This is a genomic window from Streptomyces peucetius, assembly GCF_025854275.1.
Taxonomy (GTDB): Bacteria; Actinomycetota; Actinomycetes; order Streptomycetales; family Streptomycetaceae; genus Streptomyces; species Streptomyces peucetius_A.
Window position 1 is genome coordinate 524836 of the sequence record NZ_CP107567.1, and the last position, 16710, is coordinate 541545.

15 protein-coding genes and 1 pseudogene are annotated in these 16710 nt (G+C 73.0%); 9 read left to right on the top strand and 7 right to left on the bottom strand.

Translation table 11 applies throughout. The annotated features are described in order from the left end of the window. The first annotated feature begins 551 nt into the window (after positions 1–551). Together OGH68_RS02515 and OGH68_RS02520 are read left to right on the top strand one after the other, a co-directional pair. Positions 552–695, top strand: a complete 144-nt coding sequence (locus OGH68_RS02515) for a hypothetical protein (RefSeq protein ID WP_264241664.1) — start codon at positions 552–554, stop codon at positions 693–695. Between the two features lie 109 nt (positions 696–804). Beyond that, positions 805–1674 (top strand): peptidoglycan-binding protein, encoded by an 870-nt coding sequence (locus OGH68_RS02520; RefSeq protein ID WP_264241665.1) that lies wholly within the window; start codon positions 805–807, stop codon positions 1672–1674. 90 nt (positions 1675–1764) lie between these two features. Here the strand turns inward: OGH68_RS02520 and OGH68_RS02525 are convergent, their stop codons facing one another. The 5 genes and pseudogenes from OGH68_RS02525 to OGH68_RS02545 form a co-directional block, all read right to left on the bottom strand. Beyond that, the gene (locus OGH68_RS02525; RefSeq protein ID WP_264241666.1) at positions 1765–2298 is read right to left on the bottom strand and encodes an isochorismatase family cysteine hydrolase; all 534 of its coding nucleotides are present in this window, start codon (positions 2296–2298) and stop codon (positions 1765–1767) included. Positions 2299–2307: 9 nt separating this feature from the next. After that, on the bottom strand, positions 2308–3273 hold the full coding sequence (locus OGH68_RS02530; RefSeq protein ID WP_264241667.1) for a TIGR03557 family F420-dependent LLM class oxidoreductase: 966 nt from the start codon (positions 3271–3273) through the stop codon (positions 2308–2310). 3 nt (positions 3274–3276) lie between these two features. After that, complete coding sequence (locus tag OGH68_RS02535; RefSeq protein ID WP_264241668.1) at positions 3277–4677, bottom strand: NADP-dependent succinic semialdehyde dehydrogenase; 1401 nt, start codon at positions 4675–4677, stop codon at positions 3277–3279. A 48-nt stretch (positions 4678–4725) separates the two neighbouring features. Next, positions 4726–5112 (bottom strand): hypothetical protein, encoded by a 387-nt coding sequence (locus OGH68_RS02540; RefSeq protein WP_264241669.1) that lies wholly within the window; start codon positions 5110–5112, stop codon positions 4726–4728. A gap of 145 nt (positions 5113–5257) precedes the next feature. Beyond that, positions 5258–5926, bottom strand: a pseudogene (locus OGH68_RS02545) (DUF6629 family protein). A 727-nt stretch (positions 5927–6653) separates the two neighbouring features. Between OGH68_RS02545 and OGH68_RS02550 the strand changes: the two are divergent. The 3 genes from OGH68_RS02550 to OGH68_RS02560 all read left to right on the top strand — a co-directional run bounded on the left by OGH68_RS02550 (position 6654) and on the right by OGH68_RS02560 (position 8663). Beyond that, positions 6654–7571 carry a S1 family peptidase gene (locus OGH68_RS02550; protein ID WP_264241670.1) on the top strand — a complete coding sequence of 306 codons (918 nt, stop codon included), beginning with the start codon at positions 6654–6656 and terminating at the stop codon, positions 7569–7571. A 122-nt stretch (positions 7572–7693) separates the two neighbouring features. Beyond that, positions 7694–7927 carry a hypothetical protein gene (locus OGH68_RS02555; protein ID WP_264241671.1) on the top strand — a complete coding sequence of 78 codons (234 nt, stop codon included), beginning with the start codon at positions 7694–7696 and terminating at the stop codon, positions 7925–7927. 115 nt (positions 7928–8042) lie between these two features. After that, positions 8043–8663 carry a hypothetical protein gene (locus OGH68_RS02560; protein WP_264241672.1) on the top strand — a complete coding sequence of 207 codons (621 nt, stop codon included), beginning with the start codon at positions 8043–8045 and terminating at the stop codon, positions 8661–8663. Here OGH68_RS02560 and OGH68_RS02565 read toward each other — a convergent pair. Beyond that, positions 8607–9119, bottom strand: a complete 513-nt coding sequence (locus OGH68_RS02565; RefSeq protein ID WP_264241673.1) for an ATP-binding protein — start codon at positions 9117–9119, stop codon at positions 8607–8609. The genes OGH68_RS02560 and OGH68_RS02565 overlap by 57 nt on opposite strands. Before the next feature lie 254 nt (positions 9120–9373). Between OGH68_RS02565 and OGH68_RS02570 the strand changes: the two genes are divergently transcribed. From OGH68_RS02570 to OGH68_RS02580, 3 genes are read left to right on the top strand one after another with little or no spacing between them, the layout of a single operon-like run. Further along, positions 9374–11914: an FHA domain-containing protein gene (locus OGH68_RS02570; RefSeq protein ID WP_264241674.1), complete on the top strand. Its 2541-nt coding sequence runs from the start codon at positions 9374–9376 to the stop codon at positions 11912–11914. Between the two features lie 12 nt (positions 11915–11926). Then, positions 11927–12937 carry a hypothetical protein gene (locus tag OGH68_RS36330; protein ID WP_413470921.1) on the top strand — a complete coding sequence of 337 codons (1011 nt, stop codon included), beginning with the start codon at positions 11927–11929 and terminating at the stop codon, positions 12935–12937. After that, complete coding sequence (locus tag OGH68_RS02580; RefSeq protein ID WP_264241675.1) at positions 12937–13956, top strand: serine/threonine-protein kinase; 1020 nt, start codon at positions 12937–12939, stop codon at positions 13954–13956. Before OGH68_RS36330 ends, OGH68_RS02580 begins: the two co-directional genes overlap by 1 nt. Here the strand turns inward: OGH68_RS02580 and OGH68_RS02585 are convergent. Further along, on the bottom strand, positions 13950–15233 hold the full coding sequence (locus tag OGH68_RS02585) for a streptophobe family protein (protein WP_264241676.1): 1284 nt from the start codon (positions 15231–15233) through the stop codon (positions 13950–13952). The genes OGH68_RS02580 and OGH68_RS02585 overlap by 7 nt on opposite strands. Positions 15234–15391: 158 nt before the next feature. Between OGH68_RS02585 and OGH68_RS02590 the strand changes: the two genes are divergently transcribed. Then, positions 15392–16696: a DUF6777 domain-containing protein gene (locus OGH68_RS02590; protein ID WP_264241677.1), complete on the top strand. Its 1305-nt coding sequence runs from the start codon at positions 15392–15394 to the stop codon at positions 16694–16696. The last annotated feature ends 14 nt before the right edge of the window (positions 16697–16710 follow it).

The window sequence follows — 16710 nt, forward strand, 5'->3', positions numbered from 1 at the left end:
GGCTGTCTCCGCCCGGAGCCGGGCCGCAGGCCCACGATCGATGCCCTGATCCGGATGCTCGACCCCGGCTGCAACGGCGGCCCGTCCCGGCGCGGCACCGACCCACCGGACCGGCCCCTTCCCGTGTCCCGACGGCATACGTGCGGTCATCGGGGAGTACGAGACGGCGGTGAGGCAGACGCTCGTCCGGCCTCTGCCACCCCGCCGGCCTCCGACGCCGACTGCTGTCCCGGCCCCGGAGGCCACCGCCACGCCGTCGCCGACACGCCCCCGCCTCGAGAAAGCCGGGCTGGGCCCTGGGCACCGGCGCCGCACTGCTGGCGTCCGGACTGATCGCCGTCCTTCCCGCCCTTCCCGGCGACACCGGCAACGACAAAGCGGAGAGCGGAAGCAGCCCGAGCCCACGACGCCCGGCCACCGGCGTACCCGCCGCTGCCGCGCCCGTCGTCACTTCGGAGACGTCCGGCTTCGGGCCCGAAGGGCTGGACCGCAACGAGCTCCCCGAGGGATGGCCGCCCTGGACGGCGGACTTCGACAACGGCGGCTCACCCGTGGCCGCGCCCTATCGCGGTTACGAAGGCTGGCCCGTCTCGGCCGACGGCGGCACCGCGTCCCCCGCCTCGGGGCTGGTGCTCGGCGGCGCGCTCTTCCTCGTCTTCGAAAACGGCACCGTCGTCTCCGTGTACGCGCCATGAGCGGGAAGGCCGTGCCCGCACGCCCCGGCACGTTCGATCGGCCCTTCCCGCGGGCAAATCGGTCAGGGGCGGTCCGTGAGCTGAGGGTCGTCCGGGAAGGAGCACCACGATGGCAACGCCTCTGTCCGCAGACCAACTTCTCAGAGCGTTACGCAATGAAGGACTGCGCGTCGTCGAGCACCGGAGCTGGCGCACACACAACCGGAATCACAAAGGACCCTGGGGGCCCACGCACGGGGTGATGATCCATCACACGGTGACATCGGGCACCTCCAACTCCGTGGAGCTCTGCTACAACGGCTACTCCGGCCTGCCCGGTCCGCTCTGTCACGGGGTGATCGCCAAGGACGGGACGGTCTATCTCGTCGGCAACGGCAGGGCGAACCATGCCGGTTCCGGGGACGACGACGTACTGCGGGCCGTGATCAGCGAGTCGGCGACGCTGCCGTCCGACAACGAGGCCAACACCGACGGCAACCGCCACTTCTACGGCTTCGAGTGCATCAACATGGGGGACGGCAAGGACCCGTGGCCGGCGGCGCAGCTGGAGGCCATCGAGAAGGCCGCGGCCGCGATCTGCCGGGCGCACGGGTGGACGCACCGCTCGGTCATCGGGCATCTGGAGTGGCAGCCGGGGAAGGTCGACCCGCGGGGCTTCGGCATGGAATCCATGCGCAGCCGGGTCCGGGAGAGACTCGGTGGTGACCCGTCCGGTCCACCACCCGCGCCCAGATACGAGCCGTATCCCGGGGCGGCGTTCTTCCAGGTCGGCCGGCGCAGCGCGATCATCACGGCCATGGGCAAGCGCCTGGTGGCCGAAGGGTGCGGGCGCTACGAGGTGGGGCCGGGGCCCAACTGGACGGACGCGGACCGCAAGTCGTACGCGGCGTGGCAGCGCAAGCTCGGCTACTCGGGCAGTGACGCGGACGGCATTCCGGGGAAGACGAGCTGGGACAAGCTGAAGGTCCCCAACGTCTGACGGATGCCGGGCGGCCCCGGCGGTCCCGTGCGCGGAGCGCGGCGGCCGTCCGGGGCTCTCCGGCGACGGGGCGGCCGGCGGCCGGGCCGCTCACAGGCGGACGGTGTCGACGGTGACGATGTCCGCGCCCATGTTGCGTTCCATCATCCGCAGCGCGGCGTCGGCGAGGTCCTCGTGGATGTGGGCCACCGCGTCGCGCGGCACGCTCACGTGGAGATGGCGGATGTGGGCGTCGAGGGCCGAGTAGAGGATGCACTGCTCGGTGACCTGCCCGCAGAGCACGACGTGCCGGACGTCGAGCTGGCCGAGCAGGTAGGCCAGGGGCGTCTCGTAGAAGATGGAGTGGCGGGCCTTGACGACGAACAGCGAGTCGTCGTCGGGCCGTAGCGGTTCGACGAGGTCGGCGTGGTCGCCCGACAGGGCGGTGTGCAGGATCTCGCCGTGGTGGGAGCGCCATTCGCCGAAGTTGTCGTTGACGTAGATGACGGGGACGGGCCGGCTGCGTGCGCGTTCGAGGAGCCGTACGACGGCGGGCACGACCCGGGTGACGGAGGGCAGCAGCAGGTCGGCGTCGGCATGGTCGTAGGTGTTGATCATGTCGATGACGACGAGTGCGCTGCCCATGGTGTCACCTCACAGTTCGCGCAGGGCCGGCAGCAGTTCGTCCTGCGCCCAGCGGAAGAAGGGTTCCTGCTGGTCGCCGCCGACCTGGACGAGGGCGACCTCGGTGAAGCCGGCGTCGACGTAGGCGCGGACCGCATCCGTGAACGTGGCGATGTCGTCGCCGCAGGGGACGGTCTCGGCGACGTCGTCCGGGGTGACGAGTTCGGTGGCCTGTTCGAAGGAGAGGTGGCCGGGCAGTTCGGCGTTGACGCGCCAGCCGCCGACGGCCCACCGGAACTGGTCGTGGGCCCGTTTCACGGCGGCGTCGCGGTCGGTGTCGTAGCAGACGGGCAGCTGGCCGACGCGGGGTTTGCCGGTGCCGCCGTAGCGGTCGAAGGCGTCGAGGAGTTCGCGTTTCGGTTCGGTGGCGATGACGAGGTCGGCGTTCCGGCCGGCGACGGCGCAGGACCGGTCGCCGGAGACGGCGATGCCGATCGGTACGCGGTCCTCGGGTACGTCCCACAGTTTGGCGTCGACGACGTCGAAGTGGGCGCCGTGGTGGGTGACGTGCTCCCCGTCGAGGAGCCGGCGGATGATGCCGGCGGCTTCGTCGAGCATGTCGAGGCGTACGTGGGCGGCGGGCCAGTCGGCGCCGACGACGTGTTCGTTGAGGTTCTCCCCCGAGCCGAGTCCGAGCCGGAAGCGTCCCTGGGACAGGAGTTGCACGGTCGCCGCCTTCTGGGCGACGACCGCGGGGTGGTAGCGGATGGTGGGGCAGGTGACGTACGTCATGAGCGGGATCCGCGAGGTGGCCCGGGCGGCGGCTCCGAGGACGCTCCAGGCGTAGGGGGCGTGGCCCTGTGAGGCGAGCCAGGGGAAGTAGTGGTCGGAGATGACGGAGAAGTCGAATCCGGCCTTCTCCGCGCCGACCGCGTGTGCCACAAGTTCGCGGGGCCCTGCCTGCTCGGTCATCATCGTGTATCCGAACTGCACCATGGTCTACTCCGTCTTCGTGCCGTGCCACAGGGTCGTGACGTTGCAGAACTCCCGGATGCCGTGGCCGGACAGTTCACGGCCGTAGCCGGACCGTTTGACTCCGCCGAAGGGCAGGGCCGGGTGTGACGCGGTCATTCCGTTGAAGAAGACGCCGCCCGCCTCGAGGTCCCGGGAGAAGAGCTCCACCTCGTCGGCGTCGCGGGTCCAGGCGTTGGAGCTGAGTCCGAAGGGACTGTCGTTGGCGACGGCGACGGCCTGTTCGGCGTCGGCGACGCGGTACACGGCGGCGACGGGACCGAAGGCCTCTTCGTGGTGGATGCGCATGCCGTCGGTGATGCCGGTCAGCACGGTGGGCTCGTAGTACCAGCCGCGGTCAAGGTGGGCGGGGCGACGGCCGCCGCACCGTGCCGTGGCGCCCTGGCCGACGGCGTCGTCGACGAGCTCCTCGAGGTCGGCCCGGCCGCGTTCGCTCGCCAGGGGGCCGACGTCGGTCGCTTCGTCCATCGGGTCGCCGACGGTCAGGTCCTGCATCGCCGCGGTGAAGCGCTCGCAGAACGCGTCGTGGACGTCGGTGTGCACGATGAAGCGCTTGGCGGCGATGCAGGACTGGCCGTTGTTCTGGACCCGGGCCGTGACGGCGGTGCCGACGGCCGCGTCGAGGTCGGCGGAGGGCATGACGACGTAGGCGTCGCTGCCGCCGAGTTCGAGGACCGTCTTCTTGACCTCGTCGCCCGCGACGGAGGCGACGGAGCGGCCGGCGCCTTCGCTGCCGGTCAGGGTGGCGGCGGCCACCCGGGGGTCCCGCAGGACCGGCTCGACGGCGTCGGAGCCGACGAGCAGGGTCTGGAAACATCCTCGGGGGTATCCGGCCCGGTGGAAGAGGTCTTCCAGGTAGAGCGCGGTCTGCGGCACGTTGGAGGCGTGCTTGAGCAGGCCGACGTTGCCTGCCATCAGTGCGGGGGCGGCGAAGCGGATCACCTGCCAGAGGGGGAAGTTCCACGGCATGACGGCGAGGACGACGCCGAGGGGCCGGTAGCGGACGGTGGCATGGACGGCTCCGGAGTCCTCGACGTCACCGGCGGCGGGGTGTTCGTCGGCCAGCAGCTCCTCCGCCCGGGCGGCGTACCACCTCATGACCTTGGCGCACTTGGCGGCCTCGGCGCGGGCGGCCGCGATCGGTTTGCCCATCTCGGTGGTCATCAGCCGGGCGATGTCCCGCTGGTCCTCGTCGAGCAGGTCGGCGGCCCGGTTCAGCAGGGCGGCGCGCTCGCCGAAGGGGCGGGTGCGGTGCGCGGCGAAGGCGGTCCTGGCGAGGTCGAGGCGGCGGTCGATCTCCTCGGGGGTCAGGGCGTCGTAGGTCTTGAGCGTCTCGCCGGTCGCGGGGTTGACGGTGGCGATGGGCATGGGTGGTGCTCCTCGGGCTCTGGTGCTGCGGGGGCGGCGCGCGGCGGTTCAGGTCTCGTCCTGGTGGACGCCGCTGTTGAGCCGCAGCTGGACGTCCTTCTCCTGGTCACCGGCCGCCATGCCTTCTTCCAGCAGGTCGAAGGCGGCGGCGAGCGTCGCCTGCATCTGGTCCACCGCCCAGTAGCCGCCCTGGAGCTCGGCCGTCACGGGGGCGGCGAGGCGGACGGGTTCGGCGTGCTCGTGCGGCTGTGCCACGTCGAAGGTGGTGGTCCACACGGTCACGTGGCCCTCCGACACGTACTGAGGTGTCTCGTCCGGCGCACGGTCCGATTCGAACGACCTGCTCAGGGTGCGGAACACCGCGTCGGCATCCTCCCTGGAGCAGCCACTGAGCGTCACCACGACGGATGTCGCGGATTCCTGTGCACTGTTCACCGTGTTTCCTGCCTCTCGGAACGTGTCCCCGTGCTCCAGACTGACCCGGAGGCCCTTCCTGTGCGACCGGGCCTGCGCCGGTTGCACACGGGGTGGCGGCCGGTCGTGAGGAGCGCCGGGTACCCAGGTGCCGGCGGCCGGAACATCACGGGGCGGCGCGCAGGTCCCGGTCGTCCGGGGGGCCGGTGCCCGGTGCCGGCGGGTGTCGTACGGTCCAGGCGAGGAGCGTGACGGAGGCGACTGCCGCGACGGCGCACCAGGTGGAGACGAAGGCCGTGTTCCACAGCAGCGCGCAGACGACGGCGCCGGCCGCCACGAGCAGGCCGAGGATCCGCAGCACGCGGTCGGCGGCGAGCAGCAGGGCGCCGACGGCGGCCACGAGGTAGGCGGCGATCAGGAGCGGGGCGTGGGGGAGGTCGACGGCGTAGCCCACGGTGTGCCGGCGGACGTCGGCGATCACGGTGCCGGTGGAGAGCCGCAGCGCGAGCGCGGCGGCGGTCGCGGCGCCGACGGCGGCCGGGACGAGCAGGCGCCGTCATGTCGCGGGCGGTGCGGCGAGCACTACGCCGCAGGGCACCCAGAGGGCGAGTACGGGCAGGGCGATGACGGCCCAGGCGGTGGTGGCGGGTCTGGCGCCGCCGCCGGAGTGCCATACGGCCGACTCGACGATCTGGTGGGCGCCGAGCAGGAGCGGCAGCGCGGCAAGGGGCAGGTCGCGCGCCCGTCGGCGGTGTGCGGTGACCGCCACGGCGGCAGCGCCGACGGCGGCGATGCCCGTGCCGGCCACGAGGTCGGCCGTCGCACTCCAGCACATGCCGCTCACGGTACGACGGTCGGGTTCCGGACACCTGTGGGCGCTGCGCGAACGTGAGTGATTGAGGCATAAAGGAGTTGTCGACGGGGCCGTCGGCGCGGCCCGGCACGGCGTGCGCGCTCCGGTCCGGGCGTCCGGCCGGACGCGGGGTACGAAGGGGGCGGCACTCTTGACGGCCCCGGCCGGCGGATGCGCGCGGGAACCGGGATGTGCGGAAGCCACTGCAACGTCTTGCCGACGCGAATGAAACGTTGCAATGGGCAATCGTGGGGCGTCGACCGGGCCGCTCTCCACGGGTTCCCGGGCTCGCTCGATGCTGAGCTGCCGAAACGGCGTGCGGCATTCCGGTTACCGGCCGGCGCGCGCCTCCGTCCGGGGGCGCACCGCGCCCCGGCGGGCGCGTCGGCCGAGTCCGTGTCAGCAAACGGTTCGTGGCCTTTGCTCAGGCCCCGCCGAAGCCCCGCTTCGTAACCGGCCCCCCGCCGCTCCGGACCGACGGCGCGAGGGCGGTGGCGGGCGCTCCGGGCTCCTGTCACGGCGCGCGCTCGGTGTACGCGCGTAGAGCGGCCGAAAGGCGATCTTGTCGCGGAGCGTCCGGGAGCCCAGGATTCTTTCCGCGGCGGTTGTCAGGCTCATGACGCAAGTCCCTGTGTCTCCGGGTCCGGCAGCCGGCGTTCGACGGGCCCTCCCACCCAGCGGGCCCCGGATTCCCCCACCGGAGGATGCAGTGAACTTCAAGCGCCTTTCCCCCCTCGGCAGCGTCTCGAGAGGTGCGCGGCTGATCGCCGTCGCTTCCGCACTCGTGGCCGCCTCCGCGCTTGCCGTCCCGTCCGCAGTGGCCGAACCGGCCGACGCGCCGCGGGCCACCACCGCCCAGCTCGCCCAGGCCGGCCAGGCGGTCCTCGGGGCCGACGTGGCCGGCACCGCCTGGTACACCGACAAGGAGAGCGGCAAGCTCGTCGTCACGGCGGACTCCACCGTCTCCGCCGACGAGATCGCCAGGATCAAGAAGGCCGCGGGCGACCGCGCCGGCGCGCTGGAGATCAAGCGCACGCCCGGCACCTTCAACAAGCTCATCGCCGGCGGCCAGGCCATCTACGCGGGCGGCGGACGCTGTTCGCTCGGCTTCAACGTCCGCAGCGGCAGCACGTACTACGCCCTGACGGCAGGCCACTGCACGAACATCGGCTCCACCTGGTACACCAACTCCTCGAACACCACGGTGCTCGGCACCCGGGCGGGTTCCAGCTTCCCGAACAACGACTACGGCATCATCCGCCACTCCAACGCCTCCGCGGCGGACGGCCGTGTCTACCTCTACAACGGCAGCTACCGTGACATCACCGGTGCCGGCAACGCCTACGTCGGCCAGACCGTCCAGCGCAGCGGCAGCACCACAGGCCTGCACAGCGGCCGGGTCACCGGCCTCAACGCGACCGTCAACTACGGCGGCGGCGACGTCGTCTACGGCATGATCCAGACCAACGTCTGCGCCGAGCCCGGCGACAGCGGCGGCGCCCTGTTCTCCGGCAGCACCGCCCTCGGCCTGACCTCCGGCGGCAGCGGCAACTGCTCCTCGGGCGGCACCACGTTCTTCCAGCCCGTCACCGAGGCTCTCAGCCGCTACGGCGTGAGCGTCTTCTAAAACCTCCCCCCACGGCCTGCGGCCGGCGGTCCGCCACCCCTGGGCGGACCGCCGGTCTTCGCCGTTGTCAGTGGGGTCGGCCATGCTTGACAGGTCGACACTTTCACGAGGGGAAGCGCGAGATGACCGATCCCGAGACCGCCGCCGCCCAGGCGTACGTACGACTGCTGCAGACCACCAGGGCCGTTCTCGCCGACCCGCAGCAGGCACCGCTCGCCGTCCCGCTGCTGACGGTGCCGATGGCCGAGGCCGACGACGCCCTGCGCGCCGCCGGACTCGCGGGCAACGAGGCGGACTTCTTCCGACTGCTCGCGACGCTGCATCCCGCCGGCCGTGAGGGCAGAAGGGCGGCCTGAGCGGTGCAGGTCCTCGCCTGAGTACGCGTACTCAGGCGAGGACCGTCCCGGCCGACGACAATCGCACGGCACGCCATCGTCCGTCTCCACGTCGCCAGGAACGGAGCAACTCGCTGTGGGACTTCCCTTCCGTGCCGCCGCCGCGGCCGCTCTCCTCGCCGTCGCCCTGACCGGATGCGGCACCGAGGCGTCGCCCACTGCGTCCGGGTCCGGCGCGGGCACGTCGGCGCGGCAGGACGCGGCAGAGGCGGAGAGCGAGGCGCGGGCCCGGCACGACCGGATGTTCACGGACGTCGCGGCCCGCTGCGCGGGCCGCGGGGAGCCCGTGGACCCGACGCCGTCCCGTACGGCCGAGAACCGCCACGAGGACGGCGGCCCGCAGCCGGAGAATCCTCGGTACGCCGAGAATCACGCCTTCAAGCAGCAGGCGCCGATGGACGGCGACGCGCTGTGCAGGGGCACGGCGCACGCGGACCGCATCGCACGGGAACTGACCGTCCCCGGCGGCTCCGCGGCTCCGGACGCCCAGCGGGTTCTGGACGGGCTGATCGGGCTCGGATACCCGAAGAAGAGCGTGCACGTCTCCCAGTGGTCGGACCGTGTGCGGTTCACGGTGTCGGTCCCCGAGGCCGGTCCGTGCGTCACCGGAGACATCGTCGCCGGGCAGGACACGGAGGTGTCACCGCACGGCGTGTACCTGGAGGGCGGGTGCGTCGAACCGGTCGGCGGGCACTGACTCCAGGGGCAGCGGCCTGAACTCGCGGACCGGCGGCTGCGGCGCCTGAGGACCGGACAGCACGCGCTGCGGCTCCTTGACGCGCCGGCTGAACCAGATCACCTTGCCCTCTTCCGTGGCGCAGGTGCCCCAGCTGTCGCTGAGCCTCGCGACCCTCGCGAGCCCGCCCCGTGTCGGGGACGAGGTGCGCAGCCGGGGGAGGGTCCGATCGCGGTCGGAGACGGAGGCGCCGAGATGGCGGCCCGTCCAACGCAACTCGACCACACACGTCTTGTCGCCCTCGACATGGTCGACGACATTGCCGACAAGCTCGTCGATGGCGCTGCATACCGGCATGACATGGGTGTCGAGGCCCCAGTACTTCAGGTGCGCCGCGACGATGCGGCGGATCTGAGGAATGCGCTCAGGGGAGGCCGGCACTTCGATTCTGTACTGGCACGCAACCGGAACGTTCATGACCGTGGCTCCTCACCGCGACGGCCCGTCATTCGTATATGGCCCCCGAGTACGAAGGGTGAGCCTGTGTCGCTTCTGGGTAACCCTCAGGGTGCACCGGCCCCCCGCCGCCCGCAACACGCGGCCGCAAGGGGCCACTCGAATTCCCGCCCGTTCCAGCACGTTTCCCGCCCGCGCCGCCCTTGCGGCGCGGGCGGCCGGAGCCGGCGCAGCACCACGGAGCGCGGAACGGTACATATCGCTAGAATTCGAACATGGCAGAGCGGTCTCACACGCCGGCCGCGCCCGCACTCGTCGTGGAGACCGACACCGGTTCCACGGTGCTGGATCCGACCCGGGCGTATCACGTCGGGCGTGACCCCCTGAGCGACATCGTGATCGACGACGCGCGCGTGTCCTGGCACCACGCGGTCCTCCACATCGTCGAGGGGCACTGGACGCTGGCCGACGAGAACAGCACCAACGGCACGTACACCGACGGCCACCGGATCCACGAGTGGGGTGTCGGGCCCGGCAGCGTCATCCGCTTCGGCAGCGCCGCCGACGGCCCGCGGGCCGTGCTGACGGAGCCGGCCCCGGCGCCCGGCGAACCACTCCACGCCCGGCCGCTGCCCGCGGAACCCGAGCCCGTCGCACCACCGGCCGGCGAGCCGCCGCCTCCAGAACCCCGTCCCGCCGTACCGCCGGCCGAGGAGCCGCCGCCTGGCGAGGCGGCGCCCGCGGAACCCCTCCCCGCCGAGCCACCGCCCGCGGAACCCCTCCCCGCCCGGCCGCTGCCCGCCGCGGGGCGGCCGTCCGGCGTCGTTCTGCCCTCCGCCACAGGGACCTTCCGCAGGCCCACCAGCGTGCGACCGATCCCGGCCCGCACCGTGCGCATCGGCCGGTCACCCGACAACGAACTCGTCGTCGACGACCTGGTCGTCTCCCGCCGCCACGCCGAGCTGCGCTCACTCGCCGACGGGACGTACGAGATCGTCGACCTCGGCAGCCACAACGGCACCTACCTCAACGGCCTGCCCGTCGGCCGGGCCCCCGTGCTGCCCGGCGACATCATCGGCATCGGGCACTCGGCGTTCGTCCTCGTCGGCGACGAGCTGCAGCAGTTCGTCGACACCGGCGAAATCTCCCTCGACGTGCAGGACCTGGCGGTCTCGGTCGACCGGGGCCGCAAGGTGCTCCTGGACCACGTCTCGTTCCCCGTCGGCGAGAAGTGTCTGCTCGCCGTCGTCGGACCGAGCGGCGCGGGAAAGTCCACCCTGCTGAACGCCCTCACCGGACTGCGGCCCGCCGACCAGGGCACCGTCCTGTACGACGGGCGCGACCTGTACCGCGACTACGCCGAGCTGCGCCGCCGCATCGGGCTCGTCCCGCAGGACGACATCCTCCACGCGCAGCTGACGGTGCGCCGCGCCCTCGCCTACGCCGCCGAACTGCGCTTCCCTCAGGACACCGACCGGTCCGAGCGGGAGGCCCGGGTCGCCGAGGTGATCCGGGAACTGGGCCTGGAGCAGCGGGCGGACCAGCCGATCCACAGCCTCTCCGGCGGCCAGCGCAAGCGGGTCAGTGTGGCGCTCGAACTGCTGACGAAACCGTCCCTGCTCTTCCTCGACGAACCGACGTCGGGGCTCGACCCCGGCATGGACCGCTCGGTCATGCACATGCTCCGTGACCTGGCCGACGACGGGCGCACGGTCGTCGTGGTGACCCACAGCGTGCTCAGCCTGGACGTCTGCGACCGGCTCCTGGTCCTCGCTCCGGGCGGCCGGATCGCCTACTACGGGCCGCCGGCCGACGCCCTCGGGTTCTTCGGTTTCGCGCAGTGGCCGGAGGCGTTCGAGGCCTTCGAGGGCGACCGGGGCCGGGACTGGGCGGGGACGTACCGCGCGTCGCGGTTCAACCGGCAGTACATCGTGGGCTCGACCGCCCAGCCGCACCTGCCGCCGGCCCCGGCCCCCGGGCCGGTGCCGCCGCCTCCGAAGAACCAGAGCTGGGGCGCCCAGCTGCGCACGCTGGTGCGCAGGTACACGGCCGCACTGAGCGCGGACCGCACGTTCCTCGTCATCATGATCGCCCTGCCGTTCGTGATGGGGGCGATGGCCCGCGCGCTGGCCGGAAACCGGCTCGACCGCGAGTCGGCCATGAACGCCCTGCTCATCCTCTGCGTCGGCGGCGTACTCACCGGCGCGGCGAACGCGGTACGCGAGCTGGTCAAGGAGCGGGCGATCTACCAGCGGGAGAGGGCCGTCGGTCTGTCCCGGTCCGCGTACCTGATGTCCAAGGTCGTGGTGCTGGGGACGGTCACGGTGCTTCAGGCGATCGTGCTGACCCTCGTCGCCCTGGCCGGTGTCGACCTCGGCGCCCCCGGCGGCGAAGGCGTCCTGCTGCCGCCGCTGCTGGAGATCACTCTCGCGGTGGCGCTGCTGTCGTTCACGGCGATGATGCTGGGTCTGCTGGTCTCCGCCGTGGTCCGCAAGGAGGAGGTCACCATGCCGCTGCTGGTGCTCCTCGCCATCGTGCAGGTGGTCTTCTGCGGCGCGCTGCTCAAGCTGGACGGTGTGGCGGTCGTCGAGCAGCTGGCGTGGCTGGTCCCGTCCCGGTGGGCGCTGGCGGCGATGGCCGGCACGATCGGCCTCGGACGGATCGTGCCCGGGGAGTTGACCGCCGATCCGCTCTTCGAGCACTCGGCGGGCGTGTGGCTGCTGGACATGGGGATGCTGCTGGTGCTGTCGGCTCTCTTCGGCGTCCTCGTCGCCCGCCTGCTCCGCCGCCACGAACCCGCCGTCATGCGGAAGTAGACGGGCACCGATATGGCCGCCACCTGGGACTTCCGCCCCACACATGTCGTGCCGCAGGCGGGGATGCCCGCCTGGGAGGCACCGGACGTGTCCCGGCCGACGACGCCGCTCGACCCGCTGCTCCCGGTCCAGTTGGCCGAGCGGCGCGGCGACTGGGGCCGGATCGTGTGCGCGAACAACTGGTCCGCGTGGGTCGACGGCCGCCTTCTGGTGCCCGTACCGCAGGAGCCGCCTGCCGCCGGCCGGCCTCCGGCGCGCACGGCCGACCCGCGGCCGCTGCTGGCCAGGGCCGGCGAGACGCTCGCCCGCTACCGGCGCGCGGTGGAGGACCTGGCGGACGGAGTGTCCGACGGCGAGACGTTCCGGGACCGTACGCGGGGACTGCGGGTGGGGCTGGTCGTGGACGGCGAGTCGATGTGGCTGTACGACGCGGAGCACGAGCGCTGGGTGTACTGCGACGGGCTCCGGCTGAACACGTTCGCGGCCTCGTCCGGGCCGTCCCAGCACGCGGACGCGCGGGGCGGGGACGACGCCGTCGTGCACGGCCGGGACCCGGCCACCGGCCACGAACCGACACGCGTCGTTCCGCCCGGCGCACCGGGCGCGGCGCCGGCGGGGCCGGGGACGCCCGGCGGGGCGCCGCCCCCGACTCCCACGCGGGTCGTGACCCCCCAGACGCCACCCGGCGCCGGGGGCCGCGACGGCAGCGCGGACAGGGAGACCGAGCTCGTCGAGCAGCCCGCGCCGCGGGACGAGGAGCGGCCCGACGCGCCCCGGGCCGTCGGACGGCCGGACGCGCCCCGGGCCGTCGAAGAACCCGATGCGCTGGGGGCCGTGGAGGAACCCGAAGCGACACGCGTCGTCGAACGACCTGCACAGCCCGACAGGACCCGGGCCGTGGAGCACCCCGACACGACGCCGGACGTGGACCAGCCGGACGCCACCCGGGCCGTCCAAGAGCCGGACGCCACCCGGGCCGTCGAGCACCCGGAGAGGCCGTCCGCCGGAGGCGGTGACCGTTGATGCCGCCGGCTCCCGACGTGACCGGCGGCAGGCCCTCCGACCTGGTCGGCCGGAGGGTGGCGGACTATCTGGTGGAGCGCGAGATCGGCCGCGGCGGCATGGCGGTGGTCTACCGCGCCCGCGATCTGCGCCTGGACCGCACCGTCGCGCTGAAGCTGCTCGCCCCCGAACTCGCGCGCAACGACACGTTCCGCAGACGGTTCACCCACGAGTCACGCGTCGCCGCCTCCATCGATCATCCGCACATCGTGCCCGTCTTCGAGGCCGGCGAGACGGACGGCCTTCTCTACATCGCCATGCGGTACGTCCCCGGGCAGGACCTGCGCGTGATGCTCGACCGCAAGGGCCCACTGCCCGCCCCGACGGCCGGGCGGATCGCCGCCCAGGTCGCGTCCGCCCTGGACGCGGCGCACGCGCACGACCTGGTGCACCGGGACGTGAAGCCGGGGAACATCCTGGTCGCGGAGGGCACGGACAGCGACCATCCCGAGCATGTCTACCTCACCGACTTCGGGCTGACGAAGAAGTCCCTTTCGCTGACCGGGTTCACGACGGTCGGCCAGTTCGTCGGCACGCTCGACTACGTGGCGCCGGAACAGATCTCCGGCCGGCCGGTGGACGGGCGGTGCGACGTCTACAGCCTCGGCTGCGTCGTCTTCGAGACGCTGGCCGGCGGCCCGCCGTTCCGGCGGGACGACGACATGGCGCTGCTCTGGGCACACCAGTTCGATCCGGCCCCGCCGCTGACCGTGCACCGGCCGGACCTGCCCGCCGGGGTCGACGCCGTCATGGCGAAGGCCCTCGCCAAGAGCCCCGAGGACCGCTACGGCTCCTGCGGCGAGTTCGTCGCGGCGCTGCGCGCCGCGGCCTCGGCCGCCGGAGCGGACGGGGGGAGCCACCGAGCGACCGGGGTGGCGGGCCGGGGCGCCCTGCCGCCCGGTGAGGCGGCACCGCCGCCTCAGCCGCCGCGCTGGGCGCTGCCCGTGTACCCCGGCTCGTCTCCGGCGGACGGTCACTGAGAGCGCGGGGGCGCCTGGCCCCGCCGGTGGACCCGTGCGGCGAGAAGCCCGCCGATCGGACCGGTGACCAGTCCCCACAGGGCCGCCAGACCGAGCGCCGGCCACAGGTTCGGCCGCAGCGCCACCTCGCCGGCGAGGTCGCCGCCGAGATCCCCGATGCCCAGCAGCGACAGGCCGTAGTGGGCGTAGAGCCGTACGAGCAGGCACACGGTCAGCACGGTGAGGACGAGTGCGACAGCCATGTGCAGTGCGTGCTGCCACAGCCGTGTCCGGGCCGGTGAGCGGACCGCCATCACGAAGGCGGCCGCCGTCACGAGCACGACGGCGGCCACCAGCAGCCACCAGGCGCGGCCGTCGCGTTCGGTGAGGGTGGAGAGGTCGAGGCGGGACATACCACCGGTACGGAGCACCTCGTCGAGGAGTTGCGGCATCGGCAGGCCGAAGGGCCCCTCAACCCTGCCCTCCCAGGACGCGCCGAGGCCGATGGTGAGGGCCAGCCAGACCAGATTGGGCAGGCCGAGGAAGATGACGGCGAAGGTGTCGGCGGTGCTGTCGCGGGTCAGCGCGACCACGATGCCGATGACGATGCCCCCCGCGACGTAGGCGAGCAGCAGGGCGACCATGGCGTACGCGGCGGGGCGCACGGATTCCTGGAAGCGCAGCAGCCGGGCGGGGAGCGGGGCGCCGCGGGACACCAGTACCGCCAGGGCGAGGACTGCGGCGAGCCACAGCAGGCCGAAGACGAGGGTGAGCGGCAGGTCGGTGCGGAAGCCCACGCGCGGGCCGGCGTCCAGCAGTTCCTCCAGGAATCCTCCCGTGGGGTCCTCGATCGGGATGGTGAAGGTGTGGCGCGCGAGGGCACTGAGGCCGATCAGGGCGAGCAGCCACAGGACGGCCAGCCGGGCGGCCCAGCCCGCCAGTTCGCGTGCGGAGGCGACGGCCCGGTGGCGCAGGGGCCGCAGGAAGCCGGCGGCGACGGTGAGGGCTCCGACGAGGGACACGGAGAGCGGCAGGGCGGTGAGCCCGGCTCTGGTCTCGGCGATCAGGCCGGCCTCTCCGGCGACTTCCACCGTGCCGCCGGCCGCCATCACGACGAGCGCCGCGACGACCGGCAGGAAGCCGCCGTCCGGGAGATCCGCCGCACCGGCCGCCCACAGTCCGAGCGCCGCGACGACGGCCATGACGACGAGGCCGCCGAGCACGGCGGCGAGTGCGTGGGCCCAGCCGTGGGCCGGACGGGCCGCGCTGCCGGGGCTGCTCGGTGCCTGCTGACTCACGCTGCCACGCTATGCACGGCCGGTGCGACGCGCTCCTCGGGTGGGCCGACCGCGTCGGCTTGCGGGTTGCCCCGACCGGGGGAACACAATGGTGCATATCGGTAAGTACGGAAGAAATGGTCTGTCTTCCGTCTCCCTACTCCAGGGAAGAAGAGCCCGTGAGTGCCGAACCTCCCTCCCCCGGCCGCCCGACCGGTCCTCCGTCGGGCCCGCTCTCGGGCCCGTCACAGCCGGGCCCCACTCCCCCGCCACCGCCCGGCGAACCGTCCGGCGCAGGCCCGTCGGGCCCGCCGAGCGGACCGGGCGGACCGGAAGGCCCAGGCGCGCCGGGGGCCGGAGGTTCGCAGGAGGGCCCGGGCCGGCCGTGGTGGCGGTCGGTGCCGCGGATCGCCGCGATCGCCGTCGCGGTGGTCGTGGCCGTGGTCCTCGCCGTGGTGCTGACCCGCCCGGACGGCACGGCGGGCGGTGGGGCCGCGGGGGGCGGCGGTGAGATCTTCCTCCAGGCCGCGGGCTCGGCCGGGCCCGATCCCTTCACCGAGTCGACGGCGAAGGAGAGTTCGCCGCCCGCCTCGACGCCCACCGCCGAGCCCAGCGGTTCGACGGCGAGCCCGAACGTCACCCGCAGCGTCGAAGGATCGGCGCCGGGACTGTACGGCGGCACCCGCAAGGTGGCCAGCTGCGACGTGGAACAACAGATCAGGGCGCTGAGCGCCGACCCGGCCAAGAACCGGGCCTTCGCCGAGGTCCAGCGCATCGAGCCGTCCCAGGTGCCGGCGCATCTGCGTTCGCTCACCCCGGTGCAGCTGCGGATGGACACGCGCGTCACCAACCACGGCTACCGGGACGGTGCGCCGACCGCCTACCAGGCGGTGCTGCAGGCCGGCACCGCCGTGCTGGTCGACGACCGGGGTGTGCCCAGGGTCCGCTGCGCCTGCGGCAATCCGCTGACGCCGCCCGTGGCGCAGCAGGACCCGCGGACGACCGGTGACCCGTGGCCGGGCTACCGGGCCTCCAATGTCGTCGTCGTGGCACCGGCGGACCGGCCCGTCAAGGAGTTCATCCTCCGTGACGACGACGAGTGGATCAAGCGGCCGGCGGGTGACACGGGCGCACGGGACAAGGAGACGAAGCCCCCCGCCCGTGAACCGTCGCCCTCCCCGGCCACCTCCCCGCCCGACGGCACCCGCCCCTCCGAGGAGCACCCCGACTCGCCCCCGTCCGAGCCTTCGCCGGAGGAGCCGCCGACGGCGCCGCCGCCCGAGTCGGATCCGCCGCCGGACGGACCGTCGGAACCCGCGCAGCCCCCGTCCGAACCCGCTCCGGAGTCCGGCGCCGACTCGCCGGACGGACCGGCCCCCGACGGACCGGCCCCCGACGGACCAGTTCCGGACGCCCCCGGACCTGCCGCCCCGGGGCCCGCCGGTCCCGGTGTCGGCGCACCCGGGCCGGGCGAGACGCCTTAGCAGCGGGTCTCCGC